This is a genomic window from Bacillus sp. Medicinal_06 (genome assembly GCF_056711665.1).
Window position 1 is genome coordinate 459,696 of sequence record NZ_JBWYHD010000001.1, and the last position, 26,356, is coordinate 486,051.

A 26,356-nucleotide genomic window follows, 5' to 3' on the forward strand; every position below is an offset into this window, starting at 1 on the left:
GGGAACGCTTATCGTTCCCTCTCATATCCAATCCTCTTTTTAATTTCAGCTAAATTCACCTTCGCTATTTCCCTCACACGCTTCGCACCTTTTTCTAAAGCCTCATACAACAAGTGAGGCTCATTCATATATCTCTCATATTTTTCTCTTGGTTCTTCTAATTCTCGGTTTACAACACGAAATAGTTCTTTCTTTACCTCTCCCCAGCCAATGCCTGTTCTGTACTGCTCTCGCAAACTTTTTGTTTCTTCCTCTGTGGCAAATTCCCTATATATCATAAATAACGTCTCAGGTTCTTTCGGTTCATGAGGTGATGAAGAATCCGTTTTAATTTTAAAAATTAACTTTTTAAGCTTTTCAGGTTCTGCAAATAGCGGAATGACATTTCCATAACTTTTACTCATCTTTCGTCCATCAAGTCCTGGTAAAATAGCCCCCTCTTCTTGCACTACATACTCTGGGAGTGTAAATGTCTCTCCAAAAGTATGATTAAAATACATAGCAATATCACGAGCGATTTCAATATGTTGAATTTGATCTTTTCCAACGGGTACATGACTAGACTGAAATAATAATATGTCAGCAGCCATTAATATTGGGTACGTATATAATCCCATATTGACACCTGTATCAATATCAACACTTATTTCTTTATTTTGTTCTATCTTTGCTTTATATGCATGAGCGCGATTCATAAGTCCTTTTGGAGTCAGACAAGCCAAAATCCATGCCAATTCTAAAATTTCCGGGACTTCAGTTTGTCGATAAAAGATAATATCTTCTCCAAGTCCTAACGATAACCATGTTGCAGCTACCTCTTTTGTATAATCACAAAATAGATTAGGGTCTTGTACGGCATTTAACGCATGATAATCCGCTATAAAGTATAGGGCTTTTCCGTCTTTCTTTTTAGACATGTTTAATGCTGGTTTAATCGCTCCTATATAATTTCCTAAATGCGGGTGACCAGTTGGCTTAATTCCTGTTAACATGATTTTCTCACTCACACTAACTCCTCCTTTCTACAATTAAAAGAGTCCCTCATCCTAGAAAAGGACGAGGGACTCCCGCGGTACCACCTTAATTAACTATTAGTCATAGCTCACTTGATGCTTCTTTAACGCGAAGCAAATCGTCTTAGCCTACTCATTTCAGCTAGAAGCTCCAGAGTCCATTCCATATTCATCCCTTACTGATTTCCACCAACCATCAGCTCTCTGTAAAATTCCGAACATGTACTATTCTCCATCATTGCTTTTGTTTATTTCTTACATTTTACCACGTTTATTTTTCTAATAAACATAAATTTTCTGTTTAATTTATTTTTTACAAAAATATGAATCGGAAAATGAAAAAGAGCTAAAACAAACACATTCTGTTTTAGCTCCTCTTTTTAAGAGTTCAGTTTAATAAATCTATACCCATGTGTAACAAGCACTTTTAATATCGCATATCCCGGAATCGCTAAGATAACTCCCATAATTCCAAACAGATTCCCTGCTGTTAAAATAATAAAGATAATGGTAATTGGATGAATGTCTAATTTTTTCCCCATGACTTGTGGTGAAATAAACTTCCCTTCTGCCAATTGTACAATCATCATCACAATAATAACTTTTAGAATCATGGCTGGTGAATCAATAAAGGCAATGATTAAAGCCGGTGTAATCGCAATAATCGGTCCTACATAAGGTACTACGTTTACAATCATCGCTAAAATAGCAAGTAAGACCGCATATTTAATCCCAATAATGAAATAACCGATTAATAACATAATCCCAATAAACAAACTAACAATAATTTGCCCTCTAATATATGAGCTAATGGCGTAATGCATATCATCTAATATAAGCTTAGCTGAAGGCCTTCTTTGTTCTGAAATAATCCTTAAAAAGTACTTCGGTAATTGCTCTCCGTCTTTTAAAAGATAGAATAATATAAAAGGTACCATTACAAATGTAAGCACGACTTCTGTAAGTGTACTTAAGAATCCAGTTACATTCCCAGTCACTGATGATAGCGAATTTGTAAAGTTCATTGTAGAATCTTTCACGATACTACCTACATCAATATTTAAGCTATCTTGAATCTTTCCAATTATATTACTTTCCCCAAATTTACGTGCTGCCCTTTCAATTTCATGACCGAAATATGGCAAGTTATCTATTAACGCATTTACTTGATCTTTAATAATCGGAATCACTGTTACAACAAGAAAAACAAACAACCCCATTACAAGTATGTATATAGAAGCAATGGAAATGATTCTAGAAACACCTTTTCTTTCTAAAAGCGAAACCAATGGATGTAAAATATAAAATAGTACCCCAGCTAACAACACTGGAAAAAAGATTGTTTTTAAAAAGACAATGAAGGGTGTAAATACAAACGAAATTTTTGTTAGTAATAATATATTCACAAACAGTAAGGCAAATCCAAGTAGCACTGCTAAATAATTTTGTTCTTTAAAAAACTTTTTCAGCTTATCTCTTTTTCGTAAATTGACTTTCTCCAAATATACCACCTCTCTAAGTATGAAAAGCCCTTGAAAAGGGCTTTATGAAACAATCAGTAATATATTTCTATTCATTTGCAGCTTTAACTACAAACGATACAACTACACCTTGTAATGCTAGTCACCCTTCTCTAAATAATGTACCGAATAAGCTAAAAATAATATTACCAAACTTGGAAAGAGAAATTTCTTATCTGTTATAGCACGATCCATCTCATTTTTAGGTCTTCTCTTCTATTAAGATGTAAATTTATGATTCAATAGAAAAGTTATACACACCCTTAGTTCATTACTGGCACTTTATAATTTCTCATTGAATGACAACCACTCATAACAGGAGAGTTACTATCATATCACGAAATTTATGTACATACATTGTATCCAAGGGAGCTAAAATTTGTCAAATTTCAAAGCGATTAATGTTATATAAATATATTTTTTATCTCACCTTAAATAACAATTATATCAATATTTAATACATATTTTTTCTTATTTTAAGATAAAATTTAACATACAAAAAGGAGATTAGATAATGATTCGTAAAATTCCACCTACTTCTATTAAAGTAGCATCAGCTATTTTAGCGATTCAAATCCCTGCTTATCAAGTTGAAGCAAAGTACATGAACAGCACAGCAATCCCACGTTTATATGATACGATAGAAGACATCCAAAATTGTAATGAAACCTTTTATGGCTACTTCTTTGAAAATAAACTAATAGGCTTTATTTCTTTTATAAATAAAGGGGCTATTATTGATATCCATCGCCTAGTTATATCTCCTGACTATTTTCATAGAGGAATTGCAACAAAGTTACTCCTTCATTTATTTAGCATATCCCCTGATACAAAGAAATATATTGTACAAACAGGGAAAGCAAACATCCCTGCACTGTCTCTATATAAAAAACACGGATTCATTGAAGTAACAGATATTATTTTACCTGACGGACTCGTTCTTACACAGTTGAAAAGGACAGAAAACGCAAAATAATTTGACTTTTCTAACAAGTTATGTTATCTTATTTTTTATAAAACCTTTTGCTGAATCCAATTTTTTGGAACGGGGGAACCATTTACGTAGCCTACGCTACTTGGGGCGAATCTTTTTTAAGTAGGGAAACTCTCACTTCCCGAGTCCGACAGCTAACCTCGTAAGCGTAATGGGAGAGGGAAGGTGCTTTTTACCTATGATACACAGTATCCCTCCTTAACTATAAAGTATGTGGAATCGTTGTCATTAGAAACCTATATTTATAGAAAAGGAGACTCGTACAATGTTACGTTTATCAGATCATGAAATGAAAATGATGGAGCAACGTATTCGATTGGAACAACAACGTACGTATCAAGCAAACAAAATTGTAGATAGTTTACATCACAAATACTTTTTTCAACATATTTTTCAGCCGAAAAGATGAAGTGAAATTCTTACCTATGTAAGATCATTTATACGTACAGTATGACGGAACATGAAAAAAGCTTTGCTATTACTGCAAAGCTTTTTTCTGTTACACTTTCTCTTTTGCACAAAAACTTATTTTCTTGATTTAACAATTAAAGTCGTTGGCGCTCTTCTTACTTTATCCAAAGAACAACAACTCACATAAAGTGAAACTTTAATCAGCCCTCACCAATCGGGCCGTTAGTGCGAGATAAAATCCCATCTGTTGTTCATTACAATCACTAGATGGCTCCCCCTTCTGCTCTTTCAATTATAAATCCCGCTTGAATAAGTTCATTTATGTATATGCTTAATTTTCTTTTATACAGCACCGCTTGTACATCTTCCAACTTCTTTCTTACTCATCAAGTTAAACAACATTCCCTCAATTCACATTTCCCTCTAAAGTTTACATCGTGTAACTCGATCTTCCTTTTCTCTTCTCCCGGTAATTTTTCACTTTCGCAATCGTACCACAAGCTCTTCCCTCTTTACTCCCTGCATACATCCCACACCAGCGCTTACTTCCGTTACGAGAATGATCATAAAAGACCCAGCGGCAATCTGGACATGCTTTCAACCGATTCCACCTCTTTTGTTCAATCGCAGTCAAAATAATTTGTAACATCATCGTATAGAAATTCCGTCCCCCAATTGGTTCATATGTAATAAACTCCATATTTTCCGTCACACATACGCCAAATGGATATTTTTCAAACCATTTCTGTAGTGTTCCTTTCTCCTCAATCACGAAACGAACGTCATCTCTAAATTGCTTCAGCTCATCCAACGTACCAAAAGAAAATTCCTCACTAAAATGGTTTCTCATAAATCGAAGTACATCATCTATTGTATTAAGCTCATCTACCTGCTTTCTTGTGTCATTTGGAATTCTCCATGTATTTAAAAACTCTCTTACGATTTCTAATTGTCCCGGCGCCCCTTGACTCTGACTCAAATCCATTCACCATCTTTCTAAAATTTACTTTTTTCTGACTTTATGTATAATAATAATATAAAAGAGTTAACCATTAAAAACTTTTACTGGTTACATTATAGAAAGGAGAATCTATGAAAAACTTTTCAATATCGATACGCGTTATACTCAGTTCGTCATTTTTCATGGCATTTGGATACTTTGCTGTATACGCTTTCCTCGCCATCTATTTATCGAGTTTTTTACACTTTTCCGCTGTGCAAGTAGGGACCATTTTAACCATTATGACGATTACATCACGAGTAATCCCTTTATTTTCTGGTATCATTGCCGATAAATTTGGATACATGATTATGATGATATCTGGTTTATTATTAAGAGGCATTGGCTTTATTTGTTTAGGAATATTTTCAGAGTTTCATACGATTTCAATTTCCGCTTCATTTATTGGATTTGGTACTGCGTTTTATGAACCAGCTGCTCGTGCTATCTTCGGTTCGCAGCCTGCTCACATCCGAAAAGATTTATTTACATACTTAAATCTTGCTTTTAACAGCGGTGCGATTATCGGCCCAATTGCTGGCAGCTTATTACTCATGTGGAATCCTTTGTATCCATTTATACTGACTGGACTTCTTATGCTATTCTTTGCAATTATTTTTTATCTTCTTAGATCCCACTTCCAAGTTTCTACTGAAAATGTACAGCTCTTATCTGGGTTAAAAGTCGTGTTTAAAAACAAACAATTTCTTTCATTTTCATTTATCATGATTTTCTTTTACATCATGTTTACTCAGCTCACTGTCGCTCTCCCCCTTCACATGACCAACATAAGTCATAGTGAAAAGGTAGGTGGTCTCGTTATTACAGTGAATGCAATTACAGGCGTTTTATTTATGATTGTATTTCGAAAAATATTTCATAAATACAACACACTTTCGATTGTAAAATGTGGTGTGCTATTCATGGGGCTTTCTTTTTTGATGATTCCTTTGTTCCCACACCCATATTGGCTGTTTGGTTGTGTCATTTTATTTACAATTGGTGAAACACTTGTATTACCTAATGCTGACATTGCAATTGCAAATTATAGTCATGAATCTTATACGGCCACATATTTTGGAGTTTATCAGCTTTCACTCGCTATTGGATTTACAATCGGTAACTACACTGGAACATGGTTTACATCACAGTTGCAAGAGACATATACACCTTGGTTAATTTTAGGCGCAATGGGTGTTACAGGATTTATTTTGCTTCATATGTTAAAAAATATGGAACAAAAACAAGAAAAAGAAATTATGAATACAGGATTATAAGCATATATAATACGATGAAAAGCACCGTCCAGTTTATAGGACGGTGCTTTTGATTCAATAATACAAATTTATACATTTACATAGTTTTTTAGTTTTAAACAGTAAACAAATTCTGGATGATGTCCCTCTTCAATCTCTCCTGTTGGCCTAAAACCCACTTTTTCATAGATCCGCTTTGCGCGTTCATTATCGTGAATAACCGATAAGAATATTTCTTCACATTTATATGTCTGAACCATACTATCTATTACTGCTTTTAAAATAGGAACCCCATACCCTAATCCTTGATATTGATGGCCAAGCATCATACTAATTAACTCATATTGCTTCGTTTCATTTCTAAACCCATACGTAGCAAAACCTATTAAAACGTCATTATCATATATAGCTTTCGGAGTAAACCCAAACGTTTGGCAAGCTGCAAGAAAGAAAGCATTGGAACCAACCCATCTTTCATATATTTGAATGTATTTCTCTTGGATTTCATCTGATTTTAAATTAATAATTTCAAAGAAATTTTCTTCCGTTACATCTACTAATTTTAAATTCATCTTTTCCCCTCTTTCTATTTTTTGCATTATCTACTCTAATTCTTCATCGTATTTTTTAATCCTCTATCTTCTTAACGGATAAAACTATTCAATTTTAAAAGCTAGATAAACGAAACAACACCATTTTAGTTATAGATGGTGTTTTTTTATGTTTCTCAAGCAATTATTTATTACAAAATGCAAATAATTATTTACATTTTGTAAACAATAATTTACAATATTAGTAATGAGGGAAGGGAAATTATAATGCTTGGAAACAGAGTTAGAGAATTACGGGCACGATTTAGGTGGACTCAGCAAGATTTAGCCGATGCCGTTGGCGTGACAAGACAGACAATTGGGTTAATTGAAAAAGGTGATTATTCCCCATCTGTTACGATGGCGTTAAAAATAGCTACTGCGTTTCAAGTTACTGTAGAAGATATTTTTTATTTAACAGGAAAGGAATGAATATTTTTGATGAAACATATTTTGAGGTCTCCACTTATAGGTACGAGCTTATTTGTATTGATCATTGCATTTTTACTATTTTCTCTTATGGATACACAAGTCGTTATAGCTAGATTGTGTTTTGGGATTTTGGTAATGTTTACTTTTTTGTGGTTCGTTCTTACAAAGCATTATAATCGGAAGAATCCTGATGATAAAATTAAATTATTTGGATTTATCCCATCCGAATTTCGTGAAATAGATGAAGGTCAACAATGGGTGACCTATAAGGCTTGTAGGAATGTGTATATTTACTATAGCTTTGCACTTCCAATAACAGCAGGAGTTTGCTTCCTCTTTTCTCATAATATTCTTATTCCTTTAATATGCATAGGATTACTAGGATTAGGTCAATACATTGTCTATTGGTTAACTACTATTCTGATTTTCCATCGTATTTAATCTGAACAAAACAGGGGGAACAATATGTTAGAATGGGCTCAAAATGCAGGTGAATTATGGCAATATGTGGTCTTATTTTTACTAGCCTTTGCTCCATGGATGGATGTATCAATCGTTGTACCACTCGGTATTGCATGGGGATTACAGCCATTTGCAGTAGGAGTGACAGCATTTGCAGGGAATCTTATCTTGGTTTTATTACTCGGCTTCTTCTTTAAGCAGTACACAAAATGGCAAGCAGCAAGAAAATTAAAAAAAGGTATAACAACACCTTCTAAAAAAGAAACTCGATCAAGGCGAATATGGGAACGATATGGTATTCCAGGGTTGGCTCTGTTAGCTCCAATTCTTGTAGGAACTGATATTGCAGCCGTATTAGCCTTAACATTTGGATCGAACCGGACACACGTCATAAGTTGGATGACGATCAGTCTAGCAGTATGGACAATCATTTTTACAGTTGCTGCGATGTATGGATTTAGCTTTTTAAATATTATTTAGAATCATATGAAGAGGCTGCCCCAAAAAATCGCTAAAAACGATCTTTTGGAGACAGCCTCTTTTGTATAGTTGATTTTCTTTTTTATTGAACTGTTTAATGGCCTTACATAGCTTTGTTTCTATACCCCAATAATTTAACTATAAGCCAGTTCTTTTTTACTTAAACCAAGCGTTTCCCCTGTTAAAGCATGAATTTCTTGGAAAAACTCTGGGTTTTCCGCTAGTGACACGCCATAAGAAGGGATCATTTCTTTTATTTTCAGTTCCCACTCTGTCATATGCTCTGGGAAGCATTTTTCTAATACTTCAAGCATAACATGAACGGCAGTAGAAGCCCCCGGAGAAGCACCAAGCAATGCAGCGATTGAGCCATCAGCAGCACTAACAACTTCCGTACCAAATTGAAGTGTTCCTTTACCGCCGGCATCAGTATCTTTAATTACTTGCACGCGTTGACCCGCTACCACTATATCCCAATCCTCGCTTTTAGCATTCGGAATAAATTCACGTAATTCTTCCATACGCTTTTCATTCGATAACATCACTTGCTGGATCAGATATTTTGTCAACGCCATCTCTTTTACGCCTGCCGCCAACATAGTGAGGACATTATTCGGTTTTACGGAACCTATCAAATCCAAATTTGAACCTGTTTTTAAGAACTTTGGTGAGAAGCCAGCAAACGGTCCAAACAACAATGTTTTTTTGTTGTTCATATATCTTGTATCAAGATGCGGAACAGACATTGGAGGAGCGCCAACTTTAGCTTTACCGTATACTTTTGCATGATGCCGCTCTGCAACTTCAGGATTATTACATACCATAAATAATCCGCTTACCGGGAACCCTCCAATATGTTTCGACTCAGGAATACCGGTTTTTTGTAGTAAAGGCAGACTTCCGCCCCCACCGCCGATAAAGACGAATTTTGCAGTATGGTATTCGATTTTACCACTATTGATATCATGCACTTTCACTTCCCAAGATCCGTCGCTAGTACGTTTAATATCCTGGACGCTATGCTTGTAGTTTATTTCGACGTTTTTACTCTGTAAGTGGTCAAACAACATGCGTGTTAAAGCTCCAAAGTTGACATCCGTTCCAGAGTCAATTTTTGTTGCCGCTATCGCCTCATTTGATGTACGGCCTTCCATGATAAGTGGAATCCACTCCTTCAGTTTTTCAGGGTCATCTGAAAATTCCATCCCCTGAAACAGCGGATTATTTGAAAGCGCTTCAAAACGTTTTTTCAAAAACGTAACATTTTTTTCCCCTTGTACCATACTCATATGAGGTATTGGCATAATAAAGTCCTGCGGATTACGAATCAGATTGCTGTTTACAAGATAAGACCAAAATTGTCTTGAAAGCTGGAACTGTTCATTAATTTTTATAGCTTTGCTAACATCTATAGATCCGTCAGATTTTTCAGATGTATAGTTAAGCTCACACAGTGCAGCATGACCTGTACCTGCATTATTCCATTCGTTTGAGCTTTCTTCTCCTGCATCTGCCAGTTTCTCAAACACCTTGATTTCCCATTCAGGTGCTAACTCTTTCAATAATGACCCCAAAGTCGCACTCATAACTCCGGCACCAATTAAGATAACGTCTGTTTTCTTCTGCATGTTGCTCATGATAATCTCTCCATCCCCTATATTGGCAAAAAAGACTAGGCACTTTTGGCTTCTATGCCACAAAAAGAACTGCGCCACCTAGGCCCCACCTAGGAATACATCTTTTCTGTCTCAATTATAACCCATCTCATAATCTATTATAATAATTAATAGACTAAAATATCTAGTATTATCTGATAATTTTAAACTATTTATGATAATAAAATAGTAAAAAACCCCTTTACAAAGCTCTAGGAACACACAATCATCAAGTCCTTAAGCTCAACTTTTAGCCGTTACTTATAATATGTTTCTCTGCACTTAACAGGGGAAAAACATTTTTCCAGAAATATTTAGTTCATTTACAATATATCATATGTCACATTTTCTCAGAGGCATCTATAAAGTTTGCCGTTTTAATCAAACAACAGAGTATACTTATAACATTACAAACGATGTAATCCATGATAAAATAAGGAAAATTTTCCAAAGGGGTGGATGTATGGATTTTTCAAATGTAATTGCTTTTGTCTTTGCGGCTATGCTCTTAACATTAATACCAGGGCCTGACATTTTATTTGTTCTTGCCCAAAGCATGAGCCAAGGTAAAAAAGCTGGTATTATGACCGCACTGGGACTATGCACTGGTATAACGGTACACACATTAGCTGCTGCTCTTGGGATTTCCGCAATTTTGTATCATTCTACAATTGCCTTTCAAATTTTAAAATATGCAGGAGCAATCTATTTACTATATCTTGCTTGGCAAGCATTTAAAGAACGTAATGAAGGAATTGGAGAACACGCTGCTGTTTCATTAAATTACGGCGCTCTCTATCGTAAAGGGATTTTGATGAATATATTAAATCCTAAAGTCTCTCTTTTCTTTTTAGCCTTCTTACCTCAATTCATAACCCCGAGTGCCGGGGAAGTACCAATGCAAATGATCACTCTAGGCATATTATTTATGCTACAAGCAATCATTGTATTTTCAATGATTTCATTCCTCTCTGGCACCATTGCAAATAAGTTCTTAAAGAATCCTAAAATCGCAAAAGGAGTGAACCTATCTAAAATAGGAATCTTTGCTATTTTAGGAATTCGACTCGCCTTAACGGAAAAATAAAGTGCTACACATTATATTTTGGTACATCATTTCTCTAGAGTGATGTACTTTTTTCTTTTATAAACACCTTTATTTAAAACATTTTTATCATACTATGAGAGAAAAGGCTTTTTCTAATTCTTCCAAAACCTCTGTGTAGTGTCGGCTTCCAGGATATTTTTGTGGAGATAGTGCTTTTGACGTTACCGGAAAATCATAAATGAAATTCAAGTCTTTATACTCCTTTAGATCCAATTGATTTAATGCATCTAAAACATCATTTTTGTTTTCACTCCATACTTGAAAGGTTTTAAAGTTTGTCACAAAAATCTCATTATAGGATGTACCATCTTCGACCGCGATTCCAAATTGAAGAAATCCATCATTTATCAGTTCAAATTTATATTCCTCAAAGAGATTCATGATTCGGTCAGATTTGGTAAAAGAACTGAAAGATGGCTCTTCACCTTTCATTCCTACAAATCCATAGGCTATCCCTTCTTTAAACATTATATTGACTAATGTCTCAAACAAGCGCCAAACTTTATCAGCATCAATATTGATTTCTGTAAAATACTGAAATTTTTCGCCTTCAATTGCTCTCATCTTGTAGCCTTCTACAATGTTCGCCTGCGCACGATTTTGTTGTATAGTGTCGTAATCATACCCCTTTGGGTAATCAATTTGACCTGGTATTTGTATGCCTAACGGTAATTTATACACGTTTTTCCTCCTCATATTCAAAATCTATCAATATGTGCAAATAAAGTAATTTACAGATTTCAGAAATATCCTCCCATTCATTTTTCATATTTATACACTTCTGTATATGCAATTCCCAGCTATTTCTGAAATAGTGTGAAACAACTATCATATTTATACCATTATATCAACAAATCACCTTTTCCTACTACACACTATTGCAGTTATAACGCACAAAAAAAGGATAGATCACTCAGATTCACTCTGCTTGCATCTATCCTTTTCTTTTTTATAAAATGTATAACATTATATAGATATGATTCTCAAAATGAGAATTCATTCGCTTCTTTCTTATGAAGCATGATCGTTCTTCTTCATTAATGCTCGTTTTTTCATCGCTTTTGTTAAATAGCCGCCTTTGAAAGAACGAATTTCATAAGAAGACATAAATGCTTTCGGTGCAATGCGATTAATAATTTCCAAAAGCTCTTTCTCACGAGAGCGCTTCGCAACGATATCTAAACGGTAACGAATCGAATTAATCCCTTCTCCCTCAAATACAGTTACACCAAACCCAGAGTGTCTTAATTCATCTACTAACTCATTACAACGATCTAGTAAACTAACTTGGTATGTAATATACCCAATTGCCAATTTATTTTCTATATAACCACCTAATAAAAGTCCGGCACTAAAGCCAATAACATAGGCTACAATATTCATCCAATTTGATAAATCTTGAAACACAATTCCTAAACTTACAATATAGATTGCACCCTCTAGTAATCCGACACCAGCAGCGGATCTTGTTTGGTTCTTTACAAGCAAAATCGTCCGGATTGTTAACACGGGAACATAAATAATTTGAAGTACAAAAATAAGTAGCGCTTGTAACATTTGCATCCACCTCTTTCAAAAAGTCTTTTGTCATAATAACATATATAACCTTGAGAAAGCGATGGGTTTTCTAATTTTTTTTATTTTTTCATGAAAAATAAAAAATAAGAAGATAAAAAAGAACCGTTTTCGGTTCCCTTTTATCTTCTTATTTTGAGTCCTGTGCACTCTTTTTCCTTTTTTCCTCTTCTTCTCTTGCTAACTGCATATTCGCATACGCTAAATTTGCAATCATTAAAAAGTGCCCACCTAAAATGCCTGTACCAAATGCCCACATTTCCATTTCATGTTCAATTTCATACATAATGATTGCACCCAATATCGCAGCTGCAAAACGATTTAAAATCCCAAGTCCTGGCGCACGTTGTTTTAATACAATACTTCTTCCGATCTTTTCAACTCGCCTTGCTAATAGCCAAAGGCAGTATGCACTGACTGCTAATCCGATTCCAAATCCAGTCACTTGCTTTGAAAAAGGCGTTATCGTCCATAAAAGTAGTAAACCACTAAAAATCATATATAACTGTAGTTTGTATACTCGTAACGCAACTTCAATCAAAATATCCGCTCCTTATTTCAAGTTTTCCTATAGCTAAAGAGAAAGCAGCAACTTACACAGTTGCTGCTTTTTCTTGTTGATGATCAATCTTCCGAATTTCAACGCGTTTAATTTGGTATGCATCTTTTTCAAGAACTTTAAATTCATATCCCTCGGCTTCCACACATTGTCCTTCTTCAATTTCATGGTTCTGCATCATAATCCATCCGCCAATTGTATCCACATCTTCTTCCTCGATGTGTAAACCAAATAAATCTTTTACTTCTGTAATCAACACTTTCCCATCAACAATTTTGTGATGTTCATTTACATGTTGGATTGGTGGATGTTCATCTTCATCGTATTCATCACGAATCTCGCCAACGATTTCTTCTAATATATCTTCAAGCGTTACAATTCCGGCTGTCCCTCCGTACTCATCATATAAAACAGCCATTGGAATTCGTTTTTTCTGCATTTGTAGAAGTAAATCATGGATTGGAGTTGTTTCCATCACTTCAATAATTGGACGCATATACGTGCGAATAGATGATAAATCTTTTGTATCGCCTTTCATATATCGAATAAAGAAGTCTTTTACGTTGACCATACCGATAATATCATCTTTATCTTCTCCAAAGATTGGATAACGTGTGTATCGTTCACTTTGGATAATTTTCATGTGTTCTTCTACTGAATCTTCGAGATAAAAACCAACGATTTCTGTTCGTGGTACCATAATCTCTTTCGCAATGCGGTTATCAAATTCAAAGATATTATTCACATACTTATATTCAGCTTGATTAATTTCTCCACTTTCATAGCTTTCTGAAAGAATAAGGCGTAATTCTTCTTCAGAGTGGGCCACTTCATGTTCAGAAGCTGGTTTCAAACCGAATAAGCCAGTTATGACACGCGCCGAACCATTTAGTATCCAAATAAACGGATACATCACTTTATAGAACATCATTAAAGGTCCAGCAAATAATAAAGTTACTCTTTCAGCCTTTTGAATTGCCATTGTTTTCGGTGCTAATTCTCCTACTACAACGTGCAAATACGTCATTGTCATAAATGCAAGGCCAAAAGTCAATACTTGTGAAATAGAAGGGTTTAAGTTCCATTTCTCAAATAATGGATGCAATAGCTTTTCTATTGTCGGTTCACCTAACCAACCAAGTCCCATTGCTGTAACTGTAATTCCTAACTGACAAGCAGATAAATATTCATCTAAATTTGTTGTTACCTTTTTTGCTGCTAACGCACCGCGTTTTCCTTCCGAAACAAGCTGATCTATGCGACTTGAACGTACCTTAACAATCGCAAACTCTGCTGCTACGAAAAATCCAGTAAATGCGATTAAAATCGCAACCATGACTAAATTAAATATTTCCAATGAATCCCCTTAGTTAAAAAACTAAGGTGTTCACCTCCTGTATACTTATAATGTTTTCTTATTCTCTGTTTCTCTAGAAAACATAGCGCTATACAGAAATTAAAAGAGTCGGATCCAACTTTAACTATAACAATAGTACTAGAGTTTGTATTAAAGCTGTCGTTTGACCAGATAAAGATTTCGATATTTTCTCACGTTGTGAATCTGTTAACCCATCTAACAGAGGTTTCAACTGTGTTAACTCTGCTTCTAATTGATGGATATGGTTTGTCACTTCATTCACTTGTTTCGAAACGTGTTCATTGATACCGAGCAGCTTCTTTCTCTCCTCGATCCTCTCTTTAATCTCACAAAGCGGCATATGCATTTCCTTGCATTTCTCAATAAATTGTAATGTTTCAAATGCTGTTTCGTCGTAATAGCGATAATTAGATTGAGATCGCTCCGCTTTTAAGATACCTAGATTCGTATAATAATCAATCGTTCGTTTCGATACGTGAGCCAAGTGAGCCAACTGTCCGATTCGATACACCTTCCCAACGATTTTTCCCTCCCCATTTATGTTAAGAACATCATACAATACATAAACTGTACAGTCAAACGTGATGGTTCGTTATTCACAATATATACAAAAAGATCTGCTATATGTGTTGCAGATCCCCTTACTTTTTATATTGATTTTCCTTTATTGTATGTAGATTCTACACATTCTGCTAAATGCTCAAGTTGTTCCGCATATACCGCACGTGACATCCAGCCTGTTAACTTATATAAAATGCGATAAAATAGATTACTAGGTGCATACTCCAAAATTAATGTAAGAAGTGTCCCTTCTTCCTCTTCTTCTAATACATATGTTGTCGTAGAATATCCTTGCTTCGTCTCACCACCGAGAGTAATGATATACGGAGGTTCATACTCTAGAAATTCCACTTCCGCTTCATATACTTTCTTTCCTAGTTTCTGTATAGAAATAAATGTATCTCCTACACGTGGATTTTCTTTCACTCGCTCGGACGGATAATGATTTTCGATTAAAAATGCATTCCATTCTTTTACTTTTTCATCATCTTTTACATAATCAAAAACAACTTCAATTGGTGCTTCAATCATTACTTCAATAGCAAAACTCATTCATTTTCTCCTTTTATATACCCTTACTTTTCTATCTATTTTGCGACAAAATGATTATGCCATATTTTATTTGGTGAAATACAAGTGTTATTTTACTATTATTTCTCTTATTTAGAGTTTCATGATGTTGAATTTAAAATTTCAACATCAGAGTAAAAAGAATTGATAGATACCCTTTAATAATCTGAAAATTAAGTTATAATTTTAATATAAAACTGATTCATGGGAAACAAATACACATATTGAGAGGAGAATTTCTAATGTACTACAACAACCTATTCGAAAACGATCAACCTGTAATCCGTCTATAATCTAAGGCGGGCATACGTATATTTTATCAAAAATATGCCTCGTCTTAGGATTTCTAATCACAATCCTACAAATAGACGGAGGTATTTCACAGTGAAACAAACCATTTTAGGGGCTATATGTTTATCACTTGCAGCAAGTATTTGGGGTGGTATGTACGTTGTCAGTAAATATGTATTAGATTTTGTTCCCCCACTTACACTTGTCTGGCTTCGCTTTATTATTGCCTTTGTAGTTTTGTACATGATTTTAAAAACGACAGAGCGAAAACAAAAAACAACGATACAAATAAACAAAAAAGATTGGCTACTCTTTGCTTGGATTGGTTTCATCGGCTACTTCGTTTCAATTACATGTCAATTCATTGGAACAAAACTATCTGATGCGCACACAGGCTCTTTAGTTACATCAGCTACGCCAGCATTTATGGTCGTATTCGCTACTTTGATTTTGAAAGAAAAATTAACGACTCGCAGAATACTCTCTACTCTCTTAGCCACAATAGGTGTCATAATTGTTATTGGTTGGGATATAGAAGTAGGATCTTATTTTATCGGCACAATCATTTTAGTTGGGGCCGCTATTACGTGGGCTTTACTATCTATTTATGTAAAAATTGCATCTAGTCGTTTTTCATCCTTAATCATTACAACGTACGCAATTTTCTTTTCATTATTTTTCATCACACCTTGCATGATTTGGGAGTTACAATCCAATCCAGTTGGAAACTTAAACGCCACTATCATTTTAGGCATTCTCTATTTAGGAATCATCTCTACTGCCGGTGCTTTTTTTCTTTGGAATAAAGGACTTGAGTTAATGGATGCTAGCATTGGCTCACTCTTTTTCTTTTTTCAACCTATTGTTGGTTCATTGCTAGGGTGGCTACTTTTAAATGAAACGTTAAATCGTAACTTTTTTATTGGGGGTGTTCTTATTATATTTAGTGTCGTGATAACTACACTTGAAAAGAAAAAATAATAAAAACACAGGCTATAAAAAATATAGCCTGTGTTTTTACATTATCTATTAAGATAAAATTTATATTTTTCTCACGCAGACCAATGCGCTGGACGAGAAAGTAAACTTGGTAATTTCGTGTTTACATCTCCTTTCGCTGCATTAACCTGAACTTGAGTCAGAAAAATACTCTCCGTAAGGTTCGCTCCCCTAAGATCAGCATCCCGTAAATCAGCACCAATAAAATCAGCCATTCTTAAATCAGCTTCTCGCAGATCAGCTGCAATGAGGTATGCTCCTCGTAAATTCGCCCCCTTAAAGTCTGCTCTTCTCAGCTTTGCCCCCATAAGGTTTGCTCCTCGGTGATTCATCCTTTTATTTTTTTTCGCACTCTTATACTTGTGACGTGATTCCGCCCATACTAGTTCGCTTGTTTTTAATAGAAGTTCATTTACATACGCTCTGTGTGATGAAACATTTACATCAATCAGCAAATCTGGGCTAAGATAAGAAAGTCGTTCCGTCTCTTCAATCGCAGTACGAATCTCTCTATGAATCGGTCGTGTTGCTTTTAACGCGAAAGCTTCATTCAAATACCAAAGCATCTCATGAAGCTGATGCATGATTGGAAAAACAGCGTACATTTTCTGCGCATGCTTAGAATCTTTACGCCAGTCAACTCCTTCGAAAGTAACCTGTGAAACCTTTTGTCCCGCACCGAAGCACTCAAATACAGTACACCCTTTAAAACCTTTCTGCCTAAGATTTTTATGAATGCTACAACGAAAGTCTGACTGTAAATTTGCGCAAGGCTTACCAGCATCTTTATTAACTGCAAAATCAGCTGAAGCTGCGAAAGGTAATGCAACGCAGCACAAACCGAAACAATTCTCACAATCAGCTCGTAAACTGTTAAAACTCATATCATTTTTCAAATTCAATTTTTGATAATTTTCCACTAAAACATATCCCCCTGTTACTGTATTACTTATTCAATTTTATATAAATAAGTATGAAAAAGAAATAATTTAGTATAAAAGAATAACTTCTAAACAATTACAAAGAAGTTCCTGTAAATACCTTAAAGAGTACTTTGCCAATCTTTTCATTTCTTGCAATCAAATATATGGTTCTTTGTTTTTGAAAATCCCGAATGGGTAAAGAGCGCAGCGGCAAATGTTCAATACGCTCTGAAATCGTTCGTGGAACAATTGTAATTCCAGCTCCTGCGGCAACCATGCCAAGAATAAAGTCTCGGAACGATACCTCAGAACAAATATCAGGGTCCGCATTCAATCTTTCAAACTCTTCTATAATCGCTCTTCGAATATCGCAACCGACTGGATACATAACTAATTTCTCTAATAATAGTTCTTTTATATTTACATTTTCTTTTTTACTAAACGGATGTGTCTTTTGAAAAACTACATCATACGGTTCTACAAATAACTTCCTATTCCAAAGATTTTTTGGTACCCACTTTTCATCTACTAAACCTGCCTCTAACTTTCCTGATAAAATATCTTCCATAATCTCTTTAGACATATCATATACCTTCGTTTCTAAATTCATATTCTCAATCTGGCTTCCAACAAGTTTTTCAGGAAGATAAAATGCCGCAAGACTAGGAAGTAATCCTAACGTTACGTGTATGGATTCTCCCATGTCTTTCATTTCTTGTCTAATACCATCCCATTCCTTAACAAATGGAAGGATTCTTTTTTGAAAATACATTCCTGCTTCTGTTAATTCTATACCTTGTGGAGATCTACTCACTAATTCCACTTCTAATTCAGCTTCTAATTTCTTTATTTGTTTACTTACTGCTGGTTGTGTCATATGAAGATGCTCTGCTACTTTTGAAAAGCTTTTGTATTGTGAGCAAAGTAAAAAGCACCGAAACCACTCTATCTCCATCCTCTTTATCTCCTTGTCCAAACTTTTCGTTATACCCTTCAAAAAAACTGGAAATTCTCAACATTTACAACAATTGATATCATTACCCTATAGAAAATATTTTTTGAAAAGGAGCATAACAAATGAATCACTTACCTAAAAATACTGCACTTATTTTAGTTGATATCCAAAAAGAATTCGATGATCCTCGCTGGGGAGAACGTAATAATATTGATGCTGAAACAAACATGAAACTCATACTACAAACATGGAGAAAAACAAATCGTCCTGTAATCCATGTGCAGCACATTTCCAATAAAGAAAATCATCCATTAAGAAAAGAAAATAGCGGAAGTAAATTTAAAGACTTTGCCATTCCGCTTCCAAACGAACCAGTATTTCAAAAAAGTGTAAATAGCGCTTTTATCGGAACAAATTTAGAATTTTATTTACGAGAACACAATTATAAAACTATCGTCATTATCGGCTTAACAACAGACTATTGTGTATCGACATCAGTACGCATGGCTGGTAATTTAGGATTTTCAACTTATGTCGTTTCAGATGCAACTGCTACATTTGGCCGCATTGCTTACGACGGAAATTACTATGCTGCAGAAGACATTCATAATATAGCATTAGTAAGCCTTCATAAAATGTTTGCTACAGTTTTAACAACTGAAAAACTACTAAATTTAATTTAAATCTAGCATCATGAATTGATTTAAAATTACTTTTTATAATAAAAATTTTATATTTCATTTCAAACGTTATATAAACTTCCAAATATACTTTCATTTGAAAAGGACATATTCTCCAACTTATATTATCATTAAATTACAAACATTCAAACACTCAGGAGGAAATCACATGTCATTGGAAATGAAAACAAACTGCCAAACTTGCAGCACTTCACTTCAAACGGATTCGGAAGCTTATATTTGTACGTACGAATGCACATTTTGTGCACCGTGCACAGAAAAAACGCATTATGTTTGTCCAAACTGTGGTGGTGAATTAGTACGTAGGCCGAAAAAGAAACTATAAAAGCAAAGCTACTCATAGCTTTGCTTTTCCTGTGCGACATCTATTTAAAGATCTCTTTTAATTTACTCCCCATCAACTCAGCTAAATATTCATAACCAACAACGCTAAAATGCAGTCCATCACGCTCTTCATTTTCTACAAACTTCTTATAATCTGATTCATGGGTCATATGAGAATGCAAATCAAGAAAGTGACTTCCTGTTTGTTTTGCCACTTCTTCCACTACTCTTGCATACTGTGATAAAACTTCATTTGTTCTTGCCTGCTGTCTTTCCTCATCCACTGGTGCCGGGCTAATTAACAGCACCTTTTCTGGTGAAATTTTTTTCACGATCTCAATTAGATTTTCTTCATATTCTTGTAGTGATACTTGCTTATGAAATGCTGCATCATTTGCGCCAAAAAAGACTGTTACAAATGTCGGATCATAAGATAACACATCTTCTTCTATTCTTCTTAAAGCATCGAACGTATCATCACCCGGAACACCTGCATTTTCTACTTTCCAATCTGGAAAATGCTCTTGTAAACGTGGTGTTAATCTCGGTGTTCCATTCCAAAATGTTTCATCAGCTGTAATACTATCACCAAAACATATTAATGTATTCATTTTTACTTCTCCTCTTTATGTATGAAACAATTTACCTTCTAACGCGGAAATATATCTCCGTGCAGACCGTCCTACAGCTTCATTCGCATTCTCTTTCACTACTCGGTGAAAAGCATTATACAAACGATTAAAAGATAGTGTTTTTACCCTTTTCGCCATCTCTTCTACTTTATTTGCTGGTAACGGAATTAAGTTTGGATAGCTATACATAAAGCTCACCCACTCTTGATCAGCTACAACTTGAATAATATCGCCTGTTAATAAAATACCTTTTCCATCATTCCCCTGTGACCAATGTAAAACAGAACCACCTTTAAAATGTCCACCTAGACGATGCACCGTAAGTCCATCAGCTAATTGCAATGATTCCCCTGACCAAAAAACAATATGTTTACTCGGACGCATTACCCACTGTTTATCATCTTCATGAATATAAATTGGCACATCGAATCTTTCTGCCCATTCGACTTGAGTAGAATAATAGTGCGGATGGGATAATGCAATTGCATCTAACCCTCCTAATTCTTTTACTCTCTCAATTGTAGTTTCGTCGAGATATGTAATACAATCCCATAGCAAATGATACGATTCTGTTTTTAACAAATAAGCAGTTTGACCAATCGCAAATTCCGGTTTTGTTGTAAAGCTATAAAGTCCTGTTTCTTCTTCAATCATTTCATTTTGATATTTGTTGCTCTCTTGTAAATCATCAAGCGTTATCCAAGATTGCCCCTTTGGATTCACATATTGTCGTTCTTCATTACAAATCATACAATTTGTTGGTTCTTCCACACTAGCTGCATATTGCACGCCACATGTTGTACAAACAAAATTTTTCATAACATTTCTCCTATCCCCATTTTATTTTCTATTTAACTTTCACTGTTCATGAATCAGATTCATCCAATAACGCCAAGCTTGTAAGTAAGCTTCTAAATTTTCTGGATGATGTCTCAAACAAGTGTCTAACCTGCAATATAAAACGATTACAACTTCTTCATATAAAGCTTCCCTCGCTCTATTATGAAATACACTCTTTTCTACTACCTCGTCTATTGTTTCCCTCGTTAACTCTTTCGGCGTCGAACAAAATGCATAAATTAAATCGTATATAGGATCTCCCAAAACTGGATAAGGGTCAATTACACCATATAATGTATGCTCATTAAATATAAAATTATGAAACCCACAATCTCCATGCAATAAAAATGGTTGATCACTATATGCCGTTCTATTTGGACTATGTACCAATTGAACAACGGTATGAAAATCTTCTTCTGTTATATAGGAAGTTACAGTTTCATTCGCCTCCCTCACCCTTTCTAAAAGAAAATCCTGCCAAGAGTCTACCGGATCTTCTTTCCATCCCCACTGATCCATTTTCACAGCTGGTTTATATGTATGAATGACTTTCTGAACAAGCGTACAAAGAATATCTTTTTTATTCCCAGCATCACAACTTACAGAACCAGGAATAAATGAATACACCATATATCTATATAATGGGTCAACATACAAAAGCTTAGGAAATATACTTTTATTCTCATAAAAGTTAAGAAAATATGCTTCTTCTTCAATAACCCTCGCTTCATTCAACTTTACAACACACTGTTCATTTCCTACTAAAAGATACAGTCTACTTGTCGTACCACCAGTTAACTTCTTGTAGCCTTTCGGATAATCAGCAATTCCTTCATTAACAACTAATTGTTCGATAATTTCTGAAATGTCCACCTTTTCCATTCCCATTCTTCAAGTATATTTAACCATAGAGAAAACAACTTTATTATTCGACAAACATAAGAAAAATCCTCTACTCCAAATGCTATCGTGGCAACCCGTCAATCTCATTTCACATTATCTTTTCTTTTATTAGTGCTAACTTTTAATTTTTATAAATATGGGCATGCTAGAAAACATATCTGTACATATTAGGAGGACATATATGAAACCCGATTTTTTACAAGCTGTAAATCAGGCTATCGGTAATATTGAACATATCCACATTGAAGAAAGCGGTGCAGATAGTCTGCTAATTCATCATGATGATGCCCAGCAATTGAAACAAGTTGCAGAAACGTTAGAACGTAGCAATTTCCATTCTGTAATGAGACAAAATGGAGATACTTCTTTTATTGAAGTATTAAATAGATAAAAAGTTCGGTCGTGTACCGAGCTTTTTTCAAATCGAAATTTGAAACTTATCTACATATACAGCCGTTCCCGAAATCTCGATTTGCAGTGAATGATCTTCCTGATTCTTTGTTACATAAACAGCCACACGACCGTCCTTATTCATTTCTTGTCCTTGTTCAACAATTAATTTCATTTCACTATCAAAATCTTGCTTCAAAAACGTAGCATAATATGCACCCATGACACCCGAAGCAGTTCCTGTCACCGGATCTTCAATTGTTCCGGAATAAGGTGATGAAAAATGACGACCATGCATATGTGCTGCTTCATCATACGTTTCTAAACAAAAAGGATGAATCGATGCCTTCGGTATTTCTTTTAAAATAGATGGAAACTCTTTATTATTTGGTTTCATTCTTTGACAAGCGTCTAACGTTTTAATTGGAACGAGTAAAGTCCAAATTCCAGTACTTCCATATACAATCGGCAATGTTTCATCTAAATCCGTTTCATGAAGTCCAATGCTGTGAGCCACATCTTCTCTCGAACCATTAAAGCTTTGAAACTGTGGTGCTGTTTGTCTCATCCTAATAAATGTTTCTCTCTTTTCATCTACATTTATACGTACTGGTAATACTCCCGCTTTCGTTTCTATTGCGAGGTTTTCCTTCCCCTTTAATAATCCTTTTTCATGAAGCGCATAAATCGTTCCCACTGTCGCATGTCCACAAAGATTCATTTCATGTCCTGGTGTAAAATAACGAATTCTCACATCCGCAACATTCGAAGGAAGTACAAATGACGTTTCGTTAAACCCTACCTTTTTTGCTATAAGCTGCATTTCATCACCTGTTAACCCTTGCGTATTTATTACAAGCCCAGCTGGATTTCCCATATTTGGCTTACTACTGAATGCATCATAATGGAAAACTTTTACTTCCTTCACTTTCTCATCCCCTAACTTTTATTTGAAAGTTTTGCAACATAGTTCCGTCTCTGCCCTTATAGAACAGCCGTTTTTCCAAAAAACCTTTTGCATCTTTTCATTTGTCAAATGGGTACTTCCTATATAATAGGTAGCTCCCATTTGTTTTAATAAATGTAAAGATTGGAGATGGATTTGAGCACTGATTCCTTTTCCACGTTCCTCTGGCAGTAATCCGAAATAAAACAATCGTCCTTCATCCTTTGTTCCAGGTTCAATATGAGGAATAGATATTCCAATCGGCTTATCCTTTTCATAAAAAACAATACACGATTTTTCCCAGCCCTGATCTAATTCTGCTTGTATAGCGTAAAAATGTTCATTAATATGAAGAGTTGATAATTGATTATCTGACCCTGACATACATCGCTCCCAAAGCGACTTAAATTCTTCTTCAGACAACATCCCTTCGTCTATAGAGCGAAATTTATACGGTTTTTCTGGAGCTTCCATATCCGCAAGCTTGCGAAACACTTCTATTTTCGCTGCGTAAAGTTGAAAGTTAAATTCACGTAACACTTTTGCACTGGGAGTATAGCTATTGAAACTTTTGTTTAGTAAAATATTCGCTCTTTTTACATTCCAATTTGCACAAACCTCTACAAATCTTTTTATCTTGTCTTTATAATTTTGAGGATCATACAGCAAATCTTCTTTAATTTCTTCAATTGTTATTGCATTCGGTAAACCATTTAATACTTTTTTGGAAGGTCCAAATATGTTTTGAACGATTGTAACATTGTACATTTTGTTCACCCTTCTATACAAAAATTAAAACTACCAGCCTAATTCTCCTAAAGATGGATCAATGAACTTACCTGAAACTTCATGATTTGTACTCATTACCCAATTGTACATGTTGTATGCCCCTTCACTTGAAGTCATATCCGCATCATACGCCCCCATCTCTGTTTTTAATTTTCCAGGATGAATTGCGGTCACCACGATGCCTGTTTCCTCAAATTCTTGTTGTAAACATAATGTCAGCATATTTTGTGCTGCCTTTGCAATGCGATATGAATAGGAAAACTGCCCTTGTGGAAATTCTTGAGCTGCCATTTTAGATAAAGAACCTAAACGCGAAGAGATATTAATGATTCTAGGATTTTTTGACTTGATTAAGCTACAATATGAACCTTTAACAGCTCGAATTACTCCCAAACAATGAATATTAAATACAGCCATTAATTCCTCCGAAGTAGTATGTAAAATCTCTGTTTCTTTTCCTGGTATTCCAGCATTATTGATAATAAGATCAACCACTTCTGTATACTGTTTAAGTTGCTCTTTTATCAGGTCAATGCTATCATCAGATGATAAATCTGCTAATATAGGAAAACATCGAGATGGAAATACACGATGTAACGTATCAATTTCTCCCTCTCTCCGAACTAGCGGAAAAACAACATGTCCATTTTCATGAAATACTTTGACTAGTTCGAATCCTAAGCCTCTGTTTCCACCTGTAATCAGTACTTTCATATGCAGTTCCTCCTAAAAGGATTTGTTTACATACTGTCGCAAAACTTCCCTAAGACTATTTTCTTTCTGCAACCAAATATAATGTTCAGCTTCTGCTATTTCAATAGCTTGGGCTCCGTTTATAATGGATGCAATTTGTAAAATAGGCCAAGATGGTCGTATATCTCTTTGGCCATGTATAAATAGAGACGGTATGTCAATTCGTGAAATCTCTTTTAATAAATTTGGTTGTTTAATAAAATTTCTCCAAGAATTTATTAAAGAGCGGTGTACATCCTTATTATAGGAATAAACCGAATTTGGACATATCTCTCCTCGTTCTTCCAATCCTTTTTTATATGCTGTTTTCCAATCCCAATCATTTTGAATTCCAGTTCCTGAAATTGAGACAAATCCTAACAGTGAATTAGGCTGTAATATTGCATACGCAAGAGCTAAATCAGCTCCCCACGAATGCCCCATAACGATCCACTTTTCAATTTTGTAATATTCTCGTATTCTTTCTATATCTTCTATACATTCTTTTACACCGTATCCTATACCATCGAACTCAGAACGCCCACATCCTCTAGGATCGAACCGAATTACTTCACATATATCGTCTATCAAACTAGCGACTGGTTCTAAATAATCGGCACAACCTGGTCCACCGCTTATGAGTAAGACCGGAATTCCTTGTCCTTGTTTTACTGTCCATAAGTGGCATTCACTTGTCTCTATAAACTGTTCTTCCAAATTTATCTCCCCATTCTATATGACTTTACAAATTCCTTTATCCACCCATCTGATTTTTATAATAAATAAGAAAATCAGTCCACTCATCATTTTCAAAAGAAAATGCTTTTCTCGTGCATTCAAAATCAAATCCTGCTCTTTCCGCCAGACGAATCGATGGCTCATTATCAATGTTTATGTGTAGTTCAATGCGGTGGAATTTAAGATGATCAAAGAATAGGTCCATAGCGGCCTGTACACTTTCTACCCCATAACCCATTTTCCAGTACTGATTATGAATCGAATATCCCATCATCGCCCATTGATAATCCATTCTTAAAATTGTAATCAATTCAATCTTACCAACATTTGCACCATCTTCTTTACGAAAAATTCCTAACACATACATTTCATCTCGTTCCGCTGCTTCCAGAAACCCTTGTATCCATTCGACAAACCATTCTTTTGTTGCATACGCCATATCTTGATAACCATCATCATACTTATACTGAGATGCCGACCGATTATGAAATCCTTCATACCAGCTTATATAATCCTCTTCTCGAAAAGGACGAAGGATAAGTCGTTCCGTCTCTACTTGTAACAATGACTTTCTTAATGTTTATCTCTTCTTTCATATTCAATTCTCTAAATTCTATTTCCGAAGAAAT

The 26,356-nt window shown here is 34.9% G+C and carries 32 protein-coding genes, 1 pseudogene, 1 riboswitch and 1 other annotated feature; of the genes and pseudogenes, 11 read left to right on the plus strand and 22 right to left on the minus strand.

The features are described from left to right. Positions 1–8 precede the first annotated feature (8 nt). The gene (locus tag AC1M36_RS02425) at positions 9–1,007 is read right to left on the minus strand and encodes a tryptophan--tRNA ligase (RefSeq protein ID WP_336452356.1); all 999 of its coding nucleotides are present in this window, start codon (positions 1,005–1,007) and stop codon (positions 9–11) included. A gap of 42 nt (positions 1,008–1,049) precedes the next feature. Beyond that, positions 1,050–1,261, minus strand: a binding site (T-box leader). Positions 1,262–1,393: 132 nt separating this feature from the next. After that, positions 1,394–2,515 carry an AI-2E family transporter gene (locus tag AC1M36_RS02430; protein WP_431613180.1) on the minus strand — a complete coding sequence of 374 codons (1,122 nt, stop codon included), beginning with the start codon at positions 2,513–2,515 and terminating at the stop codon, positions 1,394–1,396. A 532-nt stretch (positions 2,516–3,047) separates the two neighbouring features. On the opposite strand from AC1M36_RS02430, the gene AC1M36_RS02435 reads away from it, so the two are divergent. Together AC1M36_RS02435 and AC1M36_RS02440 are read left to right on the plus strand one after the other, a co-directional pair. Beyond that, on the plus strand, positions 3,048–3,509 hold the full coding sequence (locus tag AC1M36_RS02435) for a GNAT family N-acetyltransferase (protein WP_336452358.1): 462 nt from the start codon (positions 3,048–3,050) through the stop codon (positions 3,507–3,509). 38 nt (positions 3,510–3,547) lie between these two features. Beyond that, positions 3,548–3,692: riboswitch (cyclic di-AMP (ydaO/yuaA leader) on the plus strand. A gap of 100 nt (positions 3,693–3,792) precedes the next feature. Beyond that, positions 3,793–3,936, plus strand: a complete 144-nt coding sequence (locus tag AC1M36_RS02440) for a hypothetical protein (protein WP_017151706.1) — start codon at positions 3,793–3,795, stop codon at positions 3,934–3,936. 280 nt (positions 3,937–4,216) lie between these two features. Here the strand turns inward: AC1M36_RS02440 and AC1M36_RS02445 are convergent. Continuing rightward, positions 4,217–4,312 (minus strand): annotated as a pseudogene (locus AC1M36_RS02445) (SAM-dependent methyltransferase); the annotation flags it as partial. Positions 4,313–4,368: 56 nt separating this feature from the next. Beyond that, a complete protein-coding gene (locus AC1M36_RS02450) occupies positions 4,369–4,923 on the minus strand; it encodes a CGNR zinc finger domain-containing protein (protein ID WP_336452359.1) in 555 nt (184 codons plus the stop codon). A gap of 107 nt (positions 4,924–5,030) precedes the next feature. Between AC1M36_RS02450 and AC1M36_RS02455 the strand changes: the two genes are divergently transcribed. Then, complete coding sequence (locus AC1M36_RS02455) at positions 5,031–6,215, plus strand: MDR family MFS transporter (RefSeq protein ID WP_336452360.1); 1,185 nt, start codon at positions 5,031–5,033, stop codon at positions 6,213–6,215. Between the two features lie 68 nt (positions 6,216–6,283). Here AC1M36_RS02455 and AC1M36_RS02460 read toward each other — a convergent pair whose 3' ends face one another. Continuing rightward, positions 6,284–6,766, minus strand: a complete 483-nt coding sequence (locus AC1M36_RS02460; protein WP_336452361.1) for a GNAT family N-acetyltransferase — start codon at positions 6,764–6,766, stop codon at positions 6,284–6,286. A gap of 243 nt (positions 6,767–7,009) precedes the next feature. On the opposite strand from AC1M36_RS02460, the gene AC1M36_RS02465 reads away from it, so the two are divergent. The 3 genes from AC1M36_RS02465 to AC1M36_RS02475 are packed head-to-tail and all read left to right on the plus strand — an operon-like array spanning position 7,010 to position 8,158. Then, the gene (locus AC1M36_RS02465; RefSeq protein WP_336452362.1) at positions 7,010–7,216 is read left to right on the plus strand and encodes a helix-turn-helix transcriptional regulator; all 207 of its coding nucleotides are present in this window, start codon (positions 7,010–7,012) and stop codon (positions 7,214–7,216) included. Between the two features lie 6 nt (positions 7,217–7,222). Next, positions 7,223–7,657 carry a hypothetical protein gene (locus AC1M36_RS02470; protein WP_241816588.1) on the plus strand — a complete coding sequence of 145 codons (435 nt, stop codon included), beginning with the start codon at positions 7,223–7,225 and terminating at the stop codon, positions 7,655–7,657. A 24-nt stretch (positions 7,658–7,681) separates the two neighbouring features. Beyond that, on the plus strand, positions 7,682–8,158 hold the full coding sequence (locus tag AC1M36_RS02475) for a small multi-drug export protein (RefSeq protein WP_336452363.1): 477 nt from the start codon (positions 7,682–7,684) through the stop codon (positions 8,156–8,158). 134 nt (positions 8,159–8,292) lie between these two features. On the opposite strand, the gene AC1M36_RS02480 is transcribed toward AC1M36_RS02475, so the two are convergent. Continuing rightward, positions 8,293–9,795 (minus strand): malate:quinone oxidoreductase, encoded by a 1,503-nt coding sequence (locus AC1M36_RS02480; protein WP_336452364.1) that lies wholly within the window; start codon positions 9,793–9,795, stop codon positions 8,293–8,295. A 481-nt stretch (positions 9,796–10,276) separates the two neighbouring features. On the opposite strand from AC1M36_RS02480, the gene AC1M36_RS02485 reads away from it, so the two are divergent. Continuing rightward, positions 10,277–10,900 carry a LysE family translocator gene (locus tag AC1M36_RS02485; RefSeq protein WP_336452365.1) on the plus strand — a complete coding sequence of 208 codons (624 nt, stop codon included), beginning with the start codon at positions 10,277–10,279 and terminating at the stop codon, positions 10,898–10,900. A gap of 87 nt (positions 10,901–10,987) precedes the next feature. Here the strand turns inward: AC1M36_RS02485 and AC1M36_RS02490 are convergent, their stop codons facing one another. From AC1M36_RS02490 to AC1M36_RS02515, 6 genes are all read right to left on the minus strand, one after another. Then, complete coding sequence (locus AC1M36_RS02490; RefSeq protein ID WP_431613179.1) at positions 10,988–11,602, minus strand: hypothetical protein; 615 nt, start codon at positions 11,600–11,602, stop codon at positions 10,988–10,990. A 330-nt stretch (positions 11,603–11,932) separates the two neighbouring features. Continuing rightward, entirely contained in the window at positions 11,933–12,478 is a 546-nt protein-coding gene (locus AC1M36_RS02495) for a DUF2179 domain-containing protein (RefSeq protein ID WP_017151696.1), read from the minus strand. A gap of 148 nt (positions 12,479–12,626) precedes the next feature. Further along, complete coding sequence (locus AC1M36_RS02500) at positions 12,627–13,037, minus strand: ATP synthase subunit I (RefSeq protein WP_336452367.1); 411 nt, start codon at positions 13,035–13,037, stop codon at positions 12,627–12,629. Positions 13,038–13,089: 52 nt separating this feature from the next. After that, positions 13,090–14,412 carry a hemolysin family protein gene (locus AC1M36_RS02505; protein ID WP_336452368.1) on the minus strand — a complete coding sequence of 441 codons (1,323 nt, stop codon included), beginning with the start codon at positions 14,410–14,412 and terminating at the stop codon, positions 13,090–13,092. 124 nt (positions 14,413–14,536) lie between these two features. Next, positions 14,537–14,944 (minus strand): MerR family transcriptional regulator, encoded by a 408-nt coding sequence (locus tag AC1M36_RS02510; protein ID WP_336452369.1) that lies wholly within the window; start codon positions 14,942–14,944, stop codon positions 14,537–14,539. Positions 14,945–15,081: 137 nt separating this feature from the next. Continuing rightward, positions 15,082–15,546, minus strand: a complete 465-nt coding sequence (locus tag AC1M36_RS02515; RefSeq protein ID WP_336452370.1) for an SRPBCC domain-containing protein — start codon at positions 15,544–15,546, stop codon at positions 15,082–15,084. Between the two features lie 402 nt (positions 15,547–15,948). On the opposite strand from AC1M36_RS02515, the gene AC1M36_RS02520 reads away from it, so the two are divergent. Further along, positions 15,949–16,836 (plus strand): DMT family transporter, encoded by an 888-nt coding sequence (locus AC1M36_RS02520; RefSeq protein ID WP_336452371.1) that lies wholly within the window; start codon positions 15,949–15,951, stop codon positions 16,834–16,836. A gap of 71 nt (positions 16,837–16,907) precedes the next feature. Here AC1M36_RS02520 and AC1M36_RS02525 read toward each other — a convergent pair whose 3' ends face one another. Both AC1M36_RS02525 and AC1M36_RS02530 read right to left on the minus strand, forming a co-directional pair. Continuing rightward, positions 16,908–17,738, minus strand: coding sequence for a pentapeptide repeat-containing protein (locus tag AC1M36_RS02525; RefSeq protein WP_431613197.1), 831 nt, complete (start codon positions 17,736–17,738; stop codon positions 16,908–16,910). A gap of 133 nt (positions 17,739–17,871) precedes the next feature. Continuing rightward, complete coding sequence (locus AC1M36_RS02530) at positions 17,872–18,732, minus strand: LysR family transcriptional regulator (RefSeq protein WP_336452372.1); 861 nt, start codon at positions 18,730–18,732, stop codon at positions 17,872–17,874. A 122-nt stretch (positions 18,733–18,854) separates the two neighbouring features. On the opposite strand from AC1M36_RS02530, the gene AC1M36_RS02535 reads away from it, so the two are divergent. Then, complete coding sequence (locus AC1M36_RS02535; RefSeq protein ID WP_431613178.1) at positions 18,855–19,415, plus strand: cysteine hydrolase family protein; 561 nt, start codon at positions 18,855–18,857, stop codon at positions 19,413–19,415. Positions 19,416–19,581: 166 nt separating this feature from the next. After that, complete coding sequence (locus AC1M36_RS02540; RefSeq protein WP_336452374.1) at positions 19,582–19,758, plus strand: DUF1272 domain-containing protein; 177 nt, start codon at positions 19,582–19,584, stop codon at positions 19,756–19,758. 40 nt (positions 19,759–19,798) lie between these two features. On the opposite strand, the gene AC1M36_RS02545 is transcribed toward AC1M36_RS02540, so the two are convergent. The 3 genes from AC1M36_RS02545 to AC1M36_RS02555 are packed head-to-tail and all read right to left on the minus strand — an operon-like array spanning position 19,799 to position 22,111. Further along, positions 19,799–20,368 (minus strand): SGNH/GDSL hydrolase family protein, encoded by a 570-nt coding sequence (locus AC1M36_RS02545; protein WP_336452375.1) that lies wholly within the window; start codon positions 20,366–20,368, stop codon positions 19,799–19,801. A 15-nt stretch (positions 20,369–20,383) separates the two neighbouring features. Then, positions 20,384–21,208, minus strand: a complete 825-nt coding sequence (locus AC1M36_RS02550) for an MBL fold metallo-hydrolase (RefSeq protein WP_336452376.1) — start codon at positions 21,206–21,208, stop codon at positions 20,384–20,386. A gap of 39 nt (positions 21,209–21,247) precedes the next feature. Further along, positions 21,248–22,111: an aminoglycoside phosphotransferase family protein gene (locus AC1M36_RS02555; protein WP_420792353.1), complete on the minus strand. Its 864-nt coding sequence runs from the start codon at positions 22,109–22,111 to the stop codon at positions 21,248–21,250. A 202-nt stretch (positions 22,112–22,313) separates the two neighbouring features. Here AC1M36_RS02555 and AC1M36_RS02560 point away from each other — a divergent pair, with 202 nt between their 5' ends. Continuing rightward, positions 22,314–22,523, plus strand: a complete 210-nt coding sequence (locus AC1M36_RS02560; RefSeq protein WP_336452377.1) for a hypothetical protein — start codon at positions 22,314–22,316, stop codon at positions 22,521–22,523. A 27-nt stretch (positions 22,524–22,550) separates the two neighbouring features. Here the strand turns inward: AC1M36_RS02560 and AC1M36_RS02565 are convergent, their stop codons facing one another. Genes AC1M36_RS02565 through AC1M36_RS02585 form a run of 5 tightly spaced genes read right to left on the minus strand, consistent with a single transcriptional unit; the run spans position 22,551 to position 26,292 of the window. Then, entirely contained in the window at positions 22,551–23,450 is a 900-nt protein-coding gene (locus AC1M36_RS02565) for a PhzF family phenazine biosynthesis isomerase (RefSeq protein ID WP_336452378.1), read from the minus strand. A gap of 18 nt (positions 23,451–23,468) precedes the next feature. After that, positions 23,469–24,236, minus strand: a complete 768-nt coding sequence (locus AC1M36_RS02570) for a GNAT family N-acetyltransferase (RefSeq protein ID WP_431613177.1) — start codon at positions 24,234–24,236, stop codon at positions 23,469–23,471. A gap of 30 nt (positions 24,237–24,266) precedes the next feature. After that, the gene (locus AC1M36_RS02575) at positions 24,267–24,971 is read right to left on the minus strand and encodes an SDR family NAD(P)-dependent oxidoreductase (RefSeq protein WP_336452380.1); all 705 of its coding nucleotides are present in this window, start codon (positions 24,969–24,971) and stop codon (positions 24,267–24,269) included. Positions 24,972–24,983: 12 nt separating this feature from the next. Continuing rightward, positions 24,984–25,706, minus strand: coding sequence for an alpha/beta fold hydrolase (locus AC1M36_RS02580; protein WP_336452381.1), 723 nt, complete (start codon positions 25,704–25,706; stop codon positions 24,984–24,986). 37 nt (positions 25,707–25,743) lie between these two features. Further along, the gene (locus tag AC1M36_RS02585; protein WP_431613176.1) at positions 25,744–26,292 is read right to left on the minus strand and encodes a GNAT family N-acetyltransferase; all 549 of its coding nucleotides are present in this window, start codon (positions 26,290–26,292) and stop codon (positions 25,744–25,746) included. Positions 26,293–26,356: the final 64 nt, after the last annotated feature.